The organism is Sphingomonas rustica (assembly GCF_039652585.1).
Lineage (GTDB): Bacteria > Pseudomonadota > Alphaproteobacteria > Sphingomonadales > Sphingomonadaceae > Sphingomonas > Sphingomonas rustica.
Genome location: NZ_JBDIZK010000003.1, coordinates 275,675 through 289,103, shown reverse-complemented (window position 1 = coordinate 289,103; position 13,429 = coordinate 275,675). Strand labels below are relative to the sequence as shown.

The following is a 13,429-nucleotide window of genomic DNA, read 5'->3' as shown; positions in this document are numbered from 1 at the left end:
GCGAAACAAAACGGCCATCGCGCGTTCAGTCATCGGGATCCAGAGATGGGTCGGAGGAGACGAACATGAGACTGCTGATGACCGCCGCCATAGCGCTGTCCGCGCTTGCCGCGCCCGCACTTGCCCAGCCTGCCGCGCCATACAAGGCGCTGGGGACCGAGCCGTTCTGGTCGCTGTCGATCGACAAGCGGACGATGCGGTTCGAGGCGCCGGGACGGCCGACGGTGACGGTTCCGACGCCGCGCCCGATCAACGGATTTGCCGGCGAGATCTATCGCACGCGCCGGGTCGACGTGAACATCGTCCACAAGGGTTGCGGCGACGGGATGAGCGATCGCAGCTTCCCCGACACGGTGACGGTCCGCGTCGACGGTCGCAGCTTCAGCGGCTGCGGCGGCACGCCGATCGGCGGCGAGCAGCGATCGGTTCTGGACGGCGACTGGGCGGTCGAGAGCATCAGCGGCGGCGTCGTGCCCCGCAATGCCGATGTCCGCGTCAGCTTCCGCGAGGGCCGGCTGAGCGGCAACAGCGGCTGTAACAGCATGAACGGGTCGTTCCGGCTGGAGCGCGGCTTCCTGACCACCGGCCCCATCGCCACGACACGCCGCGCCTGTATCGGGCGCGCAGCCCAGGTTCAGGAGCGCAACCTGCTCGCGCTGCTCGGCGAGCGGCTGAGCGTCAGCCGCAATCGCGGCGGCAAGCTGGTGCTGACCGGCCGGGGTGGCAAGCGGCTAGTGCTTGCACCTGCGCGCGGCGGACCGCGACCGCGATAATCTGACACGGTCGGGGTCGTCCGTCTCCCCTGCGGACGCCCGACCACCTCGCTATTCGTCGAGCATATCCCCAACGATTCCAAGGGGATCGAGCGTGAACTGTCGAATCACTCGGAAGTGATCGGTCGCCTCAAGATCGACCGGCTCGAGTCCATATTTGGCCATCCGCGCTATTCGGCGCCCGCGATCAGCTTGGTGAGCGGCCGCGTGGCGGTTTCGATGACGGGCAGCGCCTCGATCTCCTTGGCGCCGCCCGATACCTCCAGCGCCTCGAAGCGCTTGGCCTGGGTCATCACCTGGCTCTCCAGGCTGCCGACCATCGCGTTATAGGCGCTGGTGGCGGAATCGAGATTGCGGCCCATCCGGGCGACATGGCCGCCCATGGTCGCAAGCCGCGCGTGCAGCTCCTTGCCGAGCCGGGCGATCTCGGCGGCCTCCTCGGCCAGTCGCTCCTGACGCCAGACGCTGGCGACGGTCCGGGCGATCGCGACGAGATTGGTCGGCGTCGCGAGCAGGACCCGCCGCTCGAATGCCCATTCCCACAGGTGATCGTCCTGCTCCAGCGCGGCGGTCAGGAAATGCTCGCCGGGGATATAGAGGATTACATAGTCGGCGGCGTCGCCGAACTGCTGCCAATAGGCCTTGGACCCCAGCTGCTCGGCATGGCGGCGGATCGCGGCGGCATGCGCCTTGAGGTGCGCGACGCGGCGCGCCTCGTCGACTTCCTCGCTGGCATCGAGAAAGGCGTTGAGCGAACATTTCGCATCGATGATCAGCTTGCGACCGCCGGGCATCCGCACGATCACGTCGGGGCGCAGCCGCCCATCCTCGGTCGTGACCGAGACTTCGGTGGCGAAGTCCGCGAACTGCGAAAGCCCCGCCTGCTCCAGGACGTTCTTCAGGCTCTGCTCGCCCCAGCGACCGCGTGCCTTGGGGCTGGCGCGAAGCGCGTTGACCAGCTTGGCAGTCTCGTCGCGCACCTGGGTATGCCCGGCATGGAGCAGGCCGACCGCCTCGCGCAGCGCCTGATAGCTGCCGACGCGTTCCTTCTCGACCTGGCTGAGGCCCTCCTCATAGCGCTTCAGCGTCGCCTCGACTGGCTGCAGCAGCGACTTGAGATTCTGCCCCGCCGCTTCCTCGGACTGGCGGAACCGCTCATCGGCGCGCTTGAGGAACGCGTCCTGCGCCTGGCCAAGCACCCGGCCGGCGAGTTCGGCGAAGCGCGTCTCGAGCCCGCTGGTCTCGGCCCGCAGCGTGGCGAGTTCGACCTGCGCGCGGCCCAGATCGGAGAGCGCCGCGCGCAATTCGGCATCGCGGGCATCGCGCTCGATGCGCATCTGCGCACCGCTGCGCCCACCAAGCAGCCAGCCGACGGCCAGCCCCGCGAGCAGGGCGATGATCACTATAACTATGCTTGCAGTATCCATTATGTTTCCAAACACGAAGAGCGGATCCGCAAACGCGAACCCGCCCCCCTTTTAGAGTGCTTGAGCGATCGGCTGCAGCCCCCGAAGGTCCTGCAGCATAGCCGACAGAGTCGGATAATACTTCACCGACATAGCAACGATATCGTTGCTATGATCAGAAATGGTGAAGCGCCATCCGCACTCATCATCGACATCAAGCTCGAAAACGAACTTGGTCATGATAAACTCCCTGGATCTCGTATCTCGGCGATTTCCTGGGAACGGCTGATGCGGAGTATAGGAGGTACCAAGGGCCCTCAAATTACTCAGGATCTAATCCGCGCCCCCGCTCGACCGAAACGATTGAGGTGCTTTGCTTGCCCTAACCTATAGGCGCCTCCGTTATGAGTACGAATCCATTATACCCCCGGAACGACCGCGCAGCAACGAAAACCTCCACCCCTAGTCAGTTTCGACCACCAGCGGAGGAGTTTGCACAAGCAACCGGGCTAACTATGGCTGCGGCGCAATGCTGTCCGATATCGAAATCTCCCGCGCGGCGACGCTTCGTCCGATCCACGACATAGCCGCCCGCCTCGACATTCCCGACGACGCGCTGGAGCCCTATGGCCGCTTATGCGGTGACCGAGGCGGGGTTCGGCGCCGATCTGGGCGCAGAGAAATTCTTCGGCATCAAGTGCCGTCAGGCCGGTCTTAAGCCGGATGCCACGGTGATCGTCGCGACCGTGCGCGCGCTGAAGATGAATGGGCGCGTTGCCAAGACCGATCTGGCCGCGCCCAACCTGGACGCCGTACGGCTGGGCAGCGTGAACCTGATCCGGCATCTGGAGAATATCCGCCAGTTCGGCGTCCCCGCGATCGTGGCGATCAACCGCTTCCATACCGATAGCGACGAGGAACTGGCCGAGCTGATCGCCATCACCGCCGCGCATGGCGCCGAGGCGGTGATCTGCACCCATTGGGCGGATGGCGGCGCGGGTGCGGAGGCACTGGCGGAGCAGGTCGTTGCGCTGACCGATCGCGGCAACGCGCAGTTCGCGCCGCTCTATGGCGACGGCCTGCCGCGGTTCGAGAAGATCAACAGCGTTGCGACGCGCATCTACCGCGCCGAGGCGGTGCTGGCCGATCCCGCGGTGCACGCGAAGCTGGCGGCATGGGAAGAGGCGGGGTTCGGCAATCTGCCGGTGTGCATGGCGAAGACGCAATATAGCTTCTCGACCGACCCCTCCGGGCTGGGCGCGCCGACGGGGCATATCGTGCCGGTGCGTGACGTCCGACTGGCCGCCGGGGCCGGCTTCGTCGTAGCGATCTGCGGAGAGATCATGACGATGCCAGGCCTGCCGAGGCAGCCCGCGGCGGAGGCGATCCGGTTCGATGCGCAGGGATTGGTCGTCGGGCTGTTCTAACCGACGACCGGGGAGCATCAAGCTCCCCGGTGATCAATGGCTTAGGCGGCGGCCTTGCGAGCCTTGTTGAGCTTCTTCATGATCATGTCGCGTTTCAGGCGCGACAGATGGTCGATGAACACCACGCCTTCGAGATGGTCCATCTCGTGCTGGATGCAGGTCGCCCACAGCCCCTCGAACACCTCGTCGTGCGCCTCACCCTTCTCGTCGAGCCAGGTGACGCGGCAACGCGCCGGGCGTTCGACATCGGCGAACTGGTCCGGCACCGACAGGCAGCCCTCGGTATAGAGCGACTGATCCTCGGACGGATCGTGGATCACCGGATTGATGAAGACGCGCGGATCGCGGATCGGCTTGCCGTCCTCGCCTTCCTGCTCCTGCAGGTCCATGACCAGGACACGCTTCGGCACGCCGACCTGGATCGCCGCCAGGCCGATGCCCGGGGCGTCGTACATGGTGTCGAACATGTCGGCGATCAGGTCGCGCAGCGCGTCGTCCACCTGGTCCACCGGGGACGAAACAATACGCAGCCGGGGGTCCGGCACTTCGATGATCGGAAGCAAAGCCATGCGATGAATTTAGGCCCTGCGGCCGATTCCCGCAAGATCAGGGTGAGCGCCTAAGCCACCGGGCGCCGCGCGCGCAGCGCCTGGGCAAGCGTGCCCTCGTCGAGATAGTCGAGTTCGCCGCCCACCGGCAGGCCGTGCGCCAACTGGGTGACGCGTACCGGATAGGTCTCGATCCGCTCGGCGACATAATGGGCGGTGGTCTGACCCTCCAGCGTTGCATTCATCGCCAGCACGACCTCGTCGATGCCGCCGTCGGCGACGCGGCGAACCAGGCTGTCGATCGCCAGATCCTCCGGCCGGACCCCCTCGAGCGCCGACAGCCGCCCGCCCAGCACATGGAAGCGGCCGGGAAACAGCCGCGACCGGTCGAGCGCCCACAGGTCGGCCACCTCCTCGACGACGCACAGCGAGCGCGCATCGCGGCGCGGATCGGCGCAGATCGAGCAGGGATCGGTCGTATCGACATTGCCGCAGATCGAGCAGGTGTTCAGCCGCTCGCTCACGCGCGCCAGCGCCAGCAGCAGCGGATCGAGCGCCGTCTCGCGCTTCTTCAACAGATGCAGCACCGCGCGCCGCGCCGATCGCGGCCCCAGGCCGGGGAGCCGCGACAGGGCCTGGGTCAGCGCTTCGATTTCGGGGGATGCCATGGTTCAGCAGACATAGGGGCTTGCGCCCGCCTCTGCCAAGCGGTTGAGGGGAGCGATGCGGATCATCTTCATGGGAACCCCCGAATTCGCCGTGCCGGTGCTCGATGCGCTGGTCGAGGCCGGCCACGACGTCGTCGCTGCCTACAGCCAGCCGCCGCGCGCCGGCGGCCGTCGCGGCAAGGCGCTGACCCCCTCCCCGGTCCATGCCCGTGCAGAGGCCCTGGGGATCGAGGTGCGCACCCCGCTGTCGTTCCGCAAGGAACCCGGCGAGGTCGAGGCGTTCGCGGCGCTGGACGCCGATGTCGCGGTGGTCGCGGCCTATGGCCTCATCCTGCCGGTGCCGGTGCTGGAGGCGCCGCGTCATGGCTGCCTGAACGTCCATGGCTCGCTGCTGCCGCGCTGGCGCGGCGCCGCACCGATCCAGCGCTCGATCCTGGTCGGCGATGCCGAGACCGGGGTCGGGATCATGCAGATGGAAGCCGGGCTCGACACCGGCCCGGTGCGGCTGGAGGATCGGACTCCGATCGATCGCAAGACGGCTGGAGAACTCACGGACGAGCTGAGCGCGATGGGCGCGCGGCTGATGGTGACGGTGCTGGGCGATCTCGACCGCCATCCCGCGGTGGCGCAGCCCGATGACGGGGTGACCTATGCGCCGAAGATCGACAAGGCGGAGGCACGGCTGGACTTCGGCCAGCCGGCCGAGGTGGTCGAGCGACAGGTCCGCGCCTTCAACCCTGCCCCCGGCGCGTTCTTCGAATATGACGGCGAGCGTTTCCGCGTCCATGCTGCGGAAATCGTTGACGCCAGCGCCCCCCCCGGGACGGTGATCGACGAGATGCTGACCATCGCCTGTGCCCAGGGCGCGATCCGCCCGTCGCGCATCCAGCGGGCCGGGCGCGGCGTCATGACGTCACGGGAACTGCTGCGCGGATTCGCCATCCCCGCAGGCGCCCGGCTGTGACACGCTTCGCGCTCACCGTCGAATATGACGGGCGGCCGTTCATGGGGTGGCAGCATCAGGATCATGGGCCGAGCGTCCAGCAGGCGATCGAGGATGCGCTTCACGCGATCACCGGCGAGGATGCGCTGGTCCACGCCGCCGGTCGGACCGATGCCGGCGTCCATGCGCTGGAGATGCGCGCGCATTGCGACGTGGCCAAGGACATCGCGCCGTTCCGGCTGATGGAGGCGCTCAACGCACGGCTGCGGCCCAACCCCGTCGCGATCCTGGGGTGCGAGGTGGTGCCCGACGACTGGCATGCCCGCTTCTCGTGCCTGGCGCGCCATTACGAATATCGCATCGTCCAGCGCCGCGCGCCGCTGACGTTCGAGAAGGGGCTGGCGTGGCGGGTCGCCAATCCGCTCGACGCGGACGCGATGCAGGAGGGCGCGCAGCACCTGGTCGGCCGGCACGATTTCACCACCTTCCGCTCCGCCCATTGCCAGGCCGACAGCCCGCTCCGCACGCTCGACCGGCTCGACGTGGTGCGCCAGGGCGACCGGATCAGCGTCTTCGCCTCGGCCCGGTCCTTCCTCCACCATCAGGTGCGCTCGATGGTCGGGTGCCTCTCGCTGGTCGGCCAGGGCAAGTGGCGTCCCGACGACATGCGCACGGCGCTGAAGGCGCGCGACCGCGCCGCGCTGGGCTTCAACGCGCCGTCCGACGGCCTCTATTTCCTGCGCGCCGACTATCCCTGACGGGTGAACTGCGCGGCCAGTTCGACATGGGTCGACCAGCGGAACTGGCCAACCGGCTGGATCCAGTCGAGCCGATAGCCGCCCTTGCACAGGATCTCCGCATCACGGGCGAAGGTACTGGGATTGCACGAGACAAAGGCGACACGCGGTACGATCGAGGCAGCGATCTCGGCGCTCTGTTCCTTCGCCCCGGCGCGCGGCGGGTCGATCACCATCGCCTGGAAATTGTTCAGCTCCTTCGTCGTCAGCGGACGGCGGAACAGGTCGCGGTGATCGGCAAAGATCTGTCGACCCGCGCGCGCCGCCGCAGCCTTCAGCGACAGGACCGGATCGCGCGCGGCTTCGCCCGCATAGACTTTCGACCCGGCGAAGGCGAACGCGAAGGTCCCCAGCCCCGCGAACAGGTCGGCGATCGCGGCCGCGCCGCCGGCGATCTCGCGGACCGCCGCGACCAGTGCCGCCTCGCCCTCGGGCGTCGCCTGGAGGAAACTGCCGTGCGGAAAGGGGACCGGCACCCCGCCCTGCGTGATCGTGACCGGATCGGGCTCCCACCGCGTCGTTGGCCCCAACCCCTCGTCCATCGCCAGTCTCGCCAGCCCGTGGCGCTGCGAGAAGGCGGTGAGCGCCTCCGCAGCGGCCAATCCCTCGGCCTCGATCCCGTCGATCAGCACGTCGGGCCCCTGGTCGGTCAGGGCAAGCTGGACGTTGATCCGCCGGCTGACGGGCGCAACCGTCGCGAGCAAGCCACGCAGCGGCGCCAGCAGCGCGAACAGCCGCGGATCGAGGACATGGCACTCGTCCAGGTCGATCAGCCGGTGGCTGCCCTGTTCGGTGAAACCGAGATGGACCTGCCGCCCGCGCCGCTCGGCGTGAAGCGTCGCCCGGCGCCGGGTACGCGGCGCCGACAGCAACGGCGTCCGGATTTCGGTCTCCAGCCCATGCTGGCCCAGCGCGGCGCGGATCCGCTCGACGATGAATCCGCTCCAGCTCGCATCGTCGAGATGCTGGAGCTGGCAACCGCCACATTGGGGGAAGTGCCGGCACGGCGGGTTTTGATGGTGCGGCCCCGGGGCGATCGTCCCGTCGGCGGCAACGCGGTCGCCCGGTGCAGCCAGCGGCACGTGGCGGCCATCCGCGGTCACGCCGTCGCCGCGCGCCGCGACGCGAATGACTTCTTCCTCGATCACAGACACTCCGAAACCGCCTGGGGTATTTGGCCAATCAGCGCATCGGCGACGAAGGCAGGGCCGGCACGACGCGCGGCGGCCGCATGGAGCCACACTGCGGTCTCCGCCGCCACGAGCGCATCGTCACCGCACGCGACCCGCGCCGCCAGCAGCCCGGCCAGCAGGTCGCCCGTCCCCGCCGTGGACAGCCAAGGCGAGGCATGCGCCGCAACCCGAACCGCGCCGCGCGGATCGGCGATCACCGTATCGGCACCCTTGTGCACGATCGTCGCCTGCGCCTCGGCCGCCGCCGCCAGCGTGCGGTCGATCTTGCTGCCGCCCGCCTCGCCGAACAGGCGGTCGAACTCGCCGCCATGCGGCGTCAGCCAGGATGGCGCGGTGCGCGCCTGCAGCCAGCGCGCGGCATTGCGGCCGAGCAGGCTCAGCGCATCGCCGTCGAGCACCAGCGGATGGCTGGTGGCAAGCACCGCCTTCAGCAAGCCCTCCGCCCGCCGGTCGCGGCCCAGGCCGGGTCCGACCACCACCACCCCGATCCGCGGATCGGCGAGCGCGTCGGCCAGATCCTCAGCCGCCGCGACCGATTTGCGCACGATGGCGTCCACGCGGCTCGCCGGGTCCGTCCCGATCAGCATGACATAGCCCGCGCCGGCCGAAGCGGCCGCGCCAGCCGCCAGCCGGGCCGCGCCCGGCATCGCATTCTCGATCACCGCCACCATGCCGCGGCTATATTTATGGTCGAACGCGCCGGGCGCCTCGATCCGCGGCCGCGCCAGGCTGTGCCAGGCGGACTCGACCGGGATGCCGATGTCGGCCAGCAACACATGGCCGCATTTCTCCAGCCCCGCACCCAGCAGATGCGCCGGCTTCAGCGCGGCGAGCGCGATCGTCGCCGACACCCGCGGCGCACCGTAATCGGCACCGCTGTCGGTCTCGAGGCCCGAGGGCAGGTCGATGGCCAGGCTGAACTCCGCCCCTTTGGCCAGATCGGCGAGCAGCGCGCGCGGGCCGCGATCGAGCGCACGGCTCATGCCGGTGCCGAACAGGCCGTCGATCAGGATCGGGCGCGGCCGCGCCTCGTAGAGCGAGCTGGTCGCCCCCTCCCATCGTTCGAACATGGTCCGCGCGGCCGGCGTCTGCGGCTCTCCCATCGCCGCAACGGTCACGTCATGTCCGGCAGCCTTCAAAAGCCGTGCCGCCACAAAGGCATCGCCGCCATTGTTTCCGGGCCCTGCAAGCACCAGCATGTCGCGCCCGGTCGCGAACCGCGCCGCCTCGCGGGCGATGGCAGCGCCCGCCCGCTCCATGACGTCGAGCTGGGGCACGCCGCGGAAATGCGCATCCTCGGCCGCGCGCATCGCTTCGGCGGTGAGGATCGGCGCGCCGGGCGGAATCATGACCGTGCGCTTCTGGCCGACGGCGCCTTGGGCGTTGCCCGCACCGTTGCCGGCAAATGATAGCGCGCCCCGCCCAGCCGGACCTCGATCAGGTCGGACGCCACCGGCGTGACCACCGCTCGCTCTGCGCCGTCGGCTGCGACCACGCCGCGGCCATCGGTCGTCACCAACAGCCGTCGGAAGCCGCCATCGGCATGGCGAAGCGTCAGGAAGAGGCCATCCTGCGTCTGGGTCCGGGTGATGGTGCAGGTCAGCGCCATCGCCTGTTCCCCCGGCCCCGCGCATTCGATCCGGCTTTCGGCCTTCGCCATCGCCTCGCCATGCGACCTGGCCTTCACCTCCGCCATCTTGTCGGGAACGGCGACGCCATCGCATCCACCAAACCCGAGACACATGGCGGCCAGTGTTGCACCGACTGCGGCGCGGCAAACTGTTCTCATGGACAGTTCGAGATGGCCAGCAAGAACCTGATTGGTATGATATTTTCTCATCGACCGAGCTCCCCACGGAGAATCTCTGCCATGGCCGCGAGAATGCCCGCCCAGCGGGCGACGCCGGCGGCGTCGCGGATCAGGTCGTTGCGGATCTCGATCGCGAACGACGGGATATCATTGGCCTCGGCATGACGGTTGAGCGTCGCGTTCAGCGCCTTGCCCGAATAGGGCTCGTTATCGCCGACGATCAGCCCCTGACGCCCCAGCCACTCGATCGCCGGGCGAGCCAGCCGCGCATCCTGATTGTAGAGGATGCCGATCTCCCACGGCCGTTCACTTCCGCCCTGTTCCAGCTTCGGCGTGAAACTGTGGACCGACAGGATGTAATCGGGTCGGCGCGCCGCGATCCATTGCTCGATCGTCGCATGATAGGGGATGTGGAAGCGCACCAGTCGCTCCTCAGAATCGATCTGAGCATTGCCCGGTATCTCATGACCATCGCTGACTTGCGGGATCAGTCCGGGATGATCAGGCTCCCGGTGAAGATCGATCACCAGCCGCGACACGGTCCCGAGGATCGCGGGCGCATCGAGCTGCGCGGCAAGCGCGCGAGTCACGTCGGCCGCGCCGATATCGATCGCGATATGCAGGTCGAGCAGCGCCGGATCGATATTCAGGTCGATATCGTCCGGCACGCGGTTGGACGCATGGTCGCACAACAGCAACAGCCGATGCGCTGCGCCATCGATGATCTCTGCCGGCGCGACGCTCACTGGAACACCGGCCGTCGGCGCTCGCGAAACGCCGCCCTGCCCTCGGCGAACTCGGCGCTGTCGAAACAGGCGTCGAACGCATCGTCCAGGCCGGCATCGTCAGGATCCGCCAGCGCGCGTTTCAGCAGCCGCATCGCGCCGGGGGCATTGGCGGCGATACGATCTGCGAACGTGCGCGCGAGCGGTCCCGCATCCTCCCAGTGCAGTTCGACCAGCCCCATTGCGTGGGCGTCGATGGCCTCGACGATCTCTCCGCTGAACAGCATCCGTGACGCATTGCCGCGGCCGATCTGCGCGGACAGCCGGGCGACGTCCTCGCGCGGATAGCCGATGCCCAGCTTGGCCGGCGTCGCGGCGAATTGCGCGCCCTGCCCGGCGACCCGCAGGTCGCAGGCGAGGATCAGCGCAACCGCGGCACCATAGCATCCGCCGTCGATCGCGGCGATCACCGGCATCGGCAGCGCGGCAACCGCATCGATCCCGCGGCGCATGGCCAGCCTGAAACGCGTCGCATCGCCCGCCTCGAAGCGCGAGAACTCTGCGATATCGGCGCCCGCCGAGAAGATCAGCGGCACATGCGACTGGAGGATCACCACCCGCGCGTCGCTGTCCGCCAACGCCGCGGCGGCCTCGCTCAGCGCCTGCCAGCCGGCGATCGGCAGCGCGTTGCGCGCCTCGGGCCGGTTGAGGGTCACGGTGGCGATGGCGCCGTCGCGCTCGATCTGGATCATCGCGTCGCTCTGCCCGATCACGGCGCGCCTGTCATCCCGCGGCTCAGACCAGTGCCGTCTCGGCGACCCACCAGCCGGGCCGGGCTACCGCCAATGCCGCGCCATGCCGTGCCTCGATACTGTCGAACAGGGCGAAGCAGGTCGCGCCCGATCCGGACATCCGGGCCAGGATCACCCCCGGCAGTGCGTCCAGTGCCGCCAGCACCGCATCGATTTCCGGCGCGATCGCCCGCGCCGGCGGTTCCAGGTCGTTGCGTCCGGCCCGTGCACGGTCCAGCAATCCGCCGCCCCCGATCGGCCCACGATCGACGCCGTCCCAGCGGCGAAACACCTCGGCGGTCGAAACGCCGACGCCCGGATTGACCATCAGCACCGGCTGTCCCGCCAGCCCCTCGATCGGGTCGAGCCGCTCGCCGCGCCCGGTGCCCAGCGCGGTGACGCCGAACAGGCAGGCGGGCACGTCCGATCCCAGTGCATCGGCGATCGGATACAGCGCGTCGATAGTTACCCCCTGCAGCCGTGCCAGCGCCCGTAACGTCGCGGCGGCATCCGCCGATCCGCCGCCGATTCCCGACGCAACCGGCAGGTGCTTTTCCAGCTCGATTGCCCAGGGGCCGCCGCCGAACCGCTCGGCAAAGCGCGCCGCGGCGCGCATGACCAGATTGTCCCCCTCACCCTGGAGCGCGCCGGCGAAGGGGCCGGTGACGGTGAAACCGTTGCCGGGCCTGATCCGGACGATGTCGCCCAGATCGACGAACGCGAACAGCGTCTCCAGCTCATGATAGCCGTCGGGTCGTCGCGCCCGGACGTGCAGCGCCAGGTTCAGCTTGGCGCGGGCAGGCTCGGCAATCGGGTCGAAGCTCGGGTCAGTTGAGGGCACGCGGTCCATTCTCGATCTTGGCGGCAATGCGGCCGACCGTCGCGCTGTCGGCATAGATCGACGCCGCATTCCACGCATAGCGCGCGTCGACGCGTCGCCCAAGCTGCCAATAGACGTCGCCCAGATGCTCGTTGACCAGGCTGCCGCCAGGATCGCCGCGCGCCGCCTTTTCCAGAAGCGGCAGCGCCCGCACCGTGTCGCCGGCCATGAAATAGGCCCAGCCGAGCGAATCGATGATCGCGGCGTCGTCGGGCTTCAGCCGGTTGGCGCGTTCGAGCAAGGTCTGCGCCTCGGCCAGTTGCTGGCCGCGACGCACCATCGCCGATCCCAGCGTGCTGAGCGGCTTTGCCTCGCGCGGACCAAGCTCGATCGCCTTGCGCAGCGCAGCCTCGGCGCCGGGCCAGTCGCCGGCCGTGTCCAGCGCCACGCCCCGGCGATAATGGAGGCTCCAGCTGTCGGCGCCCCCACGATCGATCGCGGCGCGATAGGCGGTCGCCGCGGCGGCGTGCTGCCCCTCGTCGGACAACAGGTCGCCATAGGTGGCTGCGTCCTGCCATCCGGCGTCGCGCCGCTCCGCCTGAACCTTGGCGAGGACCAGCGCCTCGTCCTCTCGCCCGGCACGGTCGAGGACCGAGATGCGGCTGACGATCGCGCCCTGGGCAAAGGGGCTGTCGCGCCGCACCTCGGCAAGGACGGTGAGCGCCAGATCGGTCATCCCCAGCTTCGACAGCGCCTCGGCCAGATAGAGCCGTAACCGGTCGTCGCCGGGTTCGAGCAGCAATGCGGACCGGGTCAGCAGCACCGACACTTCGGGCGGTGCCTGCTCGCCCGCCAGATCGGCCGCGATACTGAGGAACAGCCAGGCGGACCCGAGCGCGGCACCCGGCCTGGTCGTGCCGCGGCCAAGGCGGTCGCGCAGTGCCTTGGCCTGGGCGCCGTCTCCCAACAGAAGGTCGCGCGCGCGATCGCGCCTGCCCGACAGGCCGAGCAGGAATGCGGCATCGATGCGCAAGTCATTGCTGCGGGGCGCCTCGATCAGCGGCTGGAGCACCGCCAGCCCCTCATCCACCTGCCCCCGATGGATCAGCAACAGGCCACGATGCTCGGCGGCATAGCGGCCGCCCAGCGGCCCCGATGCGGCAGCGAGGGGAGCGAACGGATCGCCACCGCGATCCTGGGCGACCCAGGCGCGCAGAACCGGCGCCATGAAGTTCAGCGGACCGCCCGCCAGCCGGTCGAGCGCGGCATCGACCCCGGCGCGGTCGCCGGCCTTCAGTGCGATCGCATAGCGCAGGATCGCCGAATCGAGCGGGGCGGCATTGGACCGGGCCATCGCCGCCTGTGCCCGTTCGGCCAGCGGATAATCGCCGATCGCCAGGGCCTGGCGATAGGCGAGCAGCGCGATATCCGCATCGTCGGGCGATGCGGTCAGCGCCGCCGCGAACCCGCGCGCCGCGGTGGCGGCATCGCCGCGTTCGGCGGCGGCGCGCGCACGGACATAGACGGC

15 protein-coding genes are annotated in these 13,429 nt (G+C 68.9%); 4 read left to right on the top strand and 11 right to left on the bottom strand.

Going from position 1 to position 13,429, the window contains the following annotated elements:
• Window positions 1-65: 65 nt before the first annotated feature.
• On the top strand, window positions 66-773 hold the full coding sequence (locus TPR58_RS06975; RefSeq protein ID WP_346245899.1) for an META domain-containing protein: 708 nt from the start codon (window positions 66-68) through the stop codon (window positions 771-773).
• A gap of 170 nt (window positions 774-943) precedes the next feature.
• On the opposite strand, the gene TPR58_RS06970 is transcribed toward TPR58_RS06975, so the two are convergent.
• Together TPR58_RS06970 and TPR58_RS06965 are read right to left on the bottom strand one after the other, a co-directional pair.
• Complete coding sequence (locus tag TPR58_RS06970) at window positions 944-2,176, bottom strand: DNA recombination protein RmuC (RefSeq protein WP_346245898.1); 1,233 nt, start codon at window positions 2,174-2,176, stop codon at window positions 944-946.
• A 75-nt stretch (window positions 2,177-2,251) separates the two neighbouring features.
• Window positions 2,252-2,419 (bottom strand): hypothetical protein, encoded by a 168-nt coding sequence (locus TPR58_RS06965; RefSeq protein ID WP_346245897.1) that lies wholly within the window; start codon window positions 2,417-2,419, stop codon window positions 2,252-2,254.
• Window positions 2,420-2,805: 386 nt separating this feature from the next.
• Between TPR58_RS06965 and TPR58_RS06960 the strand changes: the two genes are divergently transcribed.
• Window positions 2,806-3,606 carry a formate--tetrahydrofolate ligase gene (locus TPR58_RS06960; RefSeq protein WP_346245896.1) on the top strand — a complete coding sequence of 267 codons (801 nt, stop codon included), beginning with the start codon at window positions 2,806-2,808 and terminating at the stop codon, window positions 3,604-3,606.
• 41 nt (window positions 3,607-3,647) lie between these two features.
• On the opposite strand, the gene def is transcribed toward TPR58_RS06960, so the two are convergent.
• Window positions 3,648-4,175: a peptide deformylase gene (gene def / locus TPR58_RS06955; RefSeq protein ID WP_346245895.1), complete on the bottom strand. Its 528-nt coding sequence runs from the start codon at window positions 4,173-4,175 to the stop codon at window positions 3,648-3,650.
• A gap of 50 nt (window positions 4,176-4,225) precedes the next feature.
• Complete coding sequence (gene recR, locus TPR58_RS06950; RefSeq protein WP_346245894.1) at window positions 4,226-4,822, bottom strand: recombination mediator RecR; 597 nt, start codon at window positions 4,820-4,822, stop codon at window positions 4,226-4,228.
• 55 nt (window positions 4,823-4,877) lie between these two features.
• On the opposite strand from recR, the gene fmt reads away from it, so the two are divergent.
• Both fmt and truA read left to right on the top strand, forming a co-directional pair.
• Window positions 4,878-5,786: a methionyl-tRNA formyltransferase gene (gene fmt, locus TPR58_RS06945; protein WP_346245893.1), complete on the top strand. Its 909-nt coding sequence runs from the start codon at window positions 4,878-4,880 to the stop codon at window positions 5,784-5,786.
• A complete protein-coding gene (truA, locus tag TPR58_RS06940; protein WP_346245892.1) occupies window positions 5,783-6,523 on the top strand; it encodes a tRNA pseudouridine(38-40) synthase TruA in 741 nt (246 codons plus the stop codon). The genes fmt and truA overlap by 4 nt, the downstream gene beginning before the upstream one ends.
• On the opposite strand, the gene TPR58_RS06935 is transcribed toward truA, so the two are convergent.
• The 7 genes from TPR58_RS06935 to TPR58_RS06905 all read right to left on the bottom strand — a co-directional run bounded on the left by TPR58_RS06935 (window position 6,514) and on the right by TPR58_RS06905 (window position 13,255).
• Entirely contained in the window at window positions 6,514-7,710 is a 1,197-nt protein-coding gene (locus TPR58_RS06935) for a class I SAM-dependent RNA methyltransferase (protein ID WP_346245891.1), read from the bottom strand. The two genes, truA and TPR58_RS06935, sit on opposite strands and share 10 nt — an antisense overlap.
• The gene (locus TPR58_RS06930) at window positions 7,707-9,104 is read right to left on the bottom strand and encodes an NAD(P)H-hydrate dehydratase (RefSeq protein WP_346245890.1); all 1,398 of its coding nucleotides are present in this window, start codon (window positions 9,102-9,104) and stop codon (window positions 7,707-7,709) included. Before TPR58_RS06930 ends, TPR58_RS06935 begins: the two co-directional genes overlap by 4 nt.
• Window positions 9,101-9,451, bottom strand: a complete 351-nt coding sequence (locus TPR58_RS06925) for a hypothetical protein (protein ID WP_428835704.1) — start codon at window positions 9,449-9,451, stop codon at window positions 9,101-9,103. Before TPR58_RS06925 ends, TPR58_RS06930 begins: the two co-directional genes overlap by 4 nt.
• 140 nt (window positions 9,452-9,591) lie before the next feature.
• Entirely contained in the window at window positions 9,592-10,311 is a 720-nt protein-coding gene (locus tag TPR58_RS06920; RefSeq protein ID WP_346245888.1) for an N-formylglutamate amidohydrolase, read from the bottom strand.
• Window positions 10,308-11,063, bottom strand: coding sequence for an enoyl-CoA hydratase/isomerase family protein (locus TPR58_RS06915; RefSeq protein ID WP_346245887.1), 756 nt, complete (start codon window positions 11,061-11,063; stop codon window positions 10,308-10,310). Before TPR58_RS06915 ends, TPR58_RS06920 begins: the two co-directional genes overlap by 4 nt.
• A 22-nt stretch (window positions 11,064-11,085) precedes the next feature.
• Complete coding sequence (locus TPR58_RS06910) at window positions 11,086-11,931, bottom strand: 4-(cytidine 5'-diphospho)-2-C-methyl-D-erythritol kinase (protein WP_346245886.1); 846 nt, start codon at window positions 11,929-11,931, stop codon at window positions 11,086-11,088.
• Window positions 11,909-13,255: a tetratricopeptide repeat protein gene (locus tag TPR58_RS06905; protein ID WP_346245885.1), complete on the bottom strand. Its 1,347-nt coding sequence runs from the start codon at window positions 13,253-13,255 to the stop codon at window positions 11,909-11,911. Before TPR58_RS06905 ends, TPR58_RS06910 begins: the two co-directional genes overlap by 23 nt.
• Between the last annotated feature and the right edge of the window lie 174 nt (window positions 13,256-13,429).

Bases quoted from the DNA above. Each gene is read 5' to 3' on its own strand.
- TPR58_RS06910 (WP_346245886.1), bottom strand. From the start codon at position 11,931: ATGGACCGCGTGCCCTCAACTGACCCGAGCTTCGACCCGATTGCCGAG.
- TPR58_RS06975 (WP_346245899.1), top strand. From the start codon at position 66: ATGAGACTGCTGATGACCGCCGCCATAGCGCTGTCCGCGCTTGCCGCG.
- TPR58_RS06965 (WP_346245897.1), bottom strand. From the start codon at position 2,419: ATGACCAAGTTCGTTTTCGAGCTTGATGTCGATGATGAGTGCGGATGG.
- TPR58_RS06930 (WP_346245890.1), bottom strand. From the start codon at position 9,104: ATGATTCCGCCCGGCGCGCCGATCCTCACCGCCGAAGCGATGCGCGCG.
- TPR58_RS06925 (WP_428835704.1), bottom strand. From the start codon at position 9,451: ATGGCGGAGGTGAAGGCCAGGTCGCATGGCGAGGCGATGGCGAAGGCC.
- recR (WP_346245894.1), bottom strand. From the start codon at position 4,822: ATGGCATCCCCCGAAATCGAAGCGCTGACCCAGGCCCTGTCGCGGCTC.
- fmt (WP_346245893.1), top strand. From the start codon at position 4,878: ATGCGGATCATCTTCATGGGAACCCCCGAATTCGCCGTGCCGGTGCTC.
- TPR58_RS06905 (WP_346245885.1), bottom strand. From the start codon at position 13,255: ATGGCCCGGTCCAATGCCGCCCCGCTCGATTCGGCGATCCTGCGCTAT.
- def (WP_346245895.1), bottom strand. From the start codon at position 4,175: ATGGCTTTGCTTCCGATCATCGAAGTGCCGGACCCCCGGCTGCGTATT.
- TPR58_RS06960 (WP_346245896.1), top strand. From the start codon at position 2,806: ATGGCCGCTTATGCGGTGACCGAGGCGGGGTTCGGCGCCGATCTGGGC.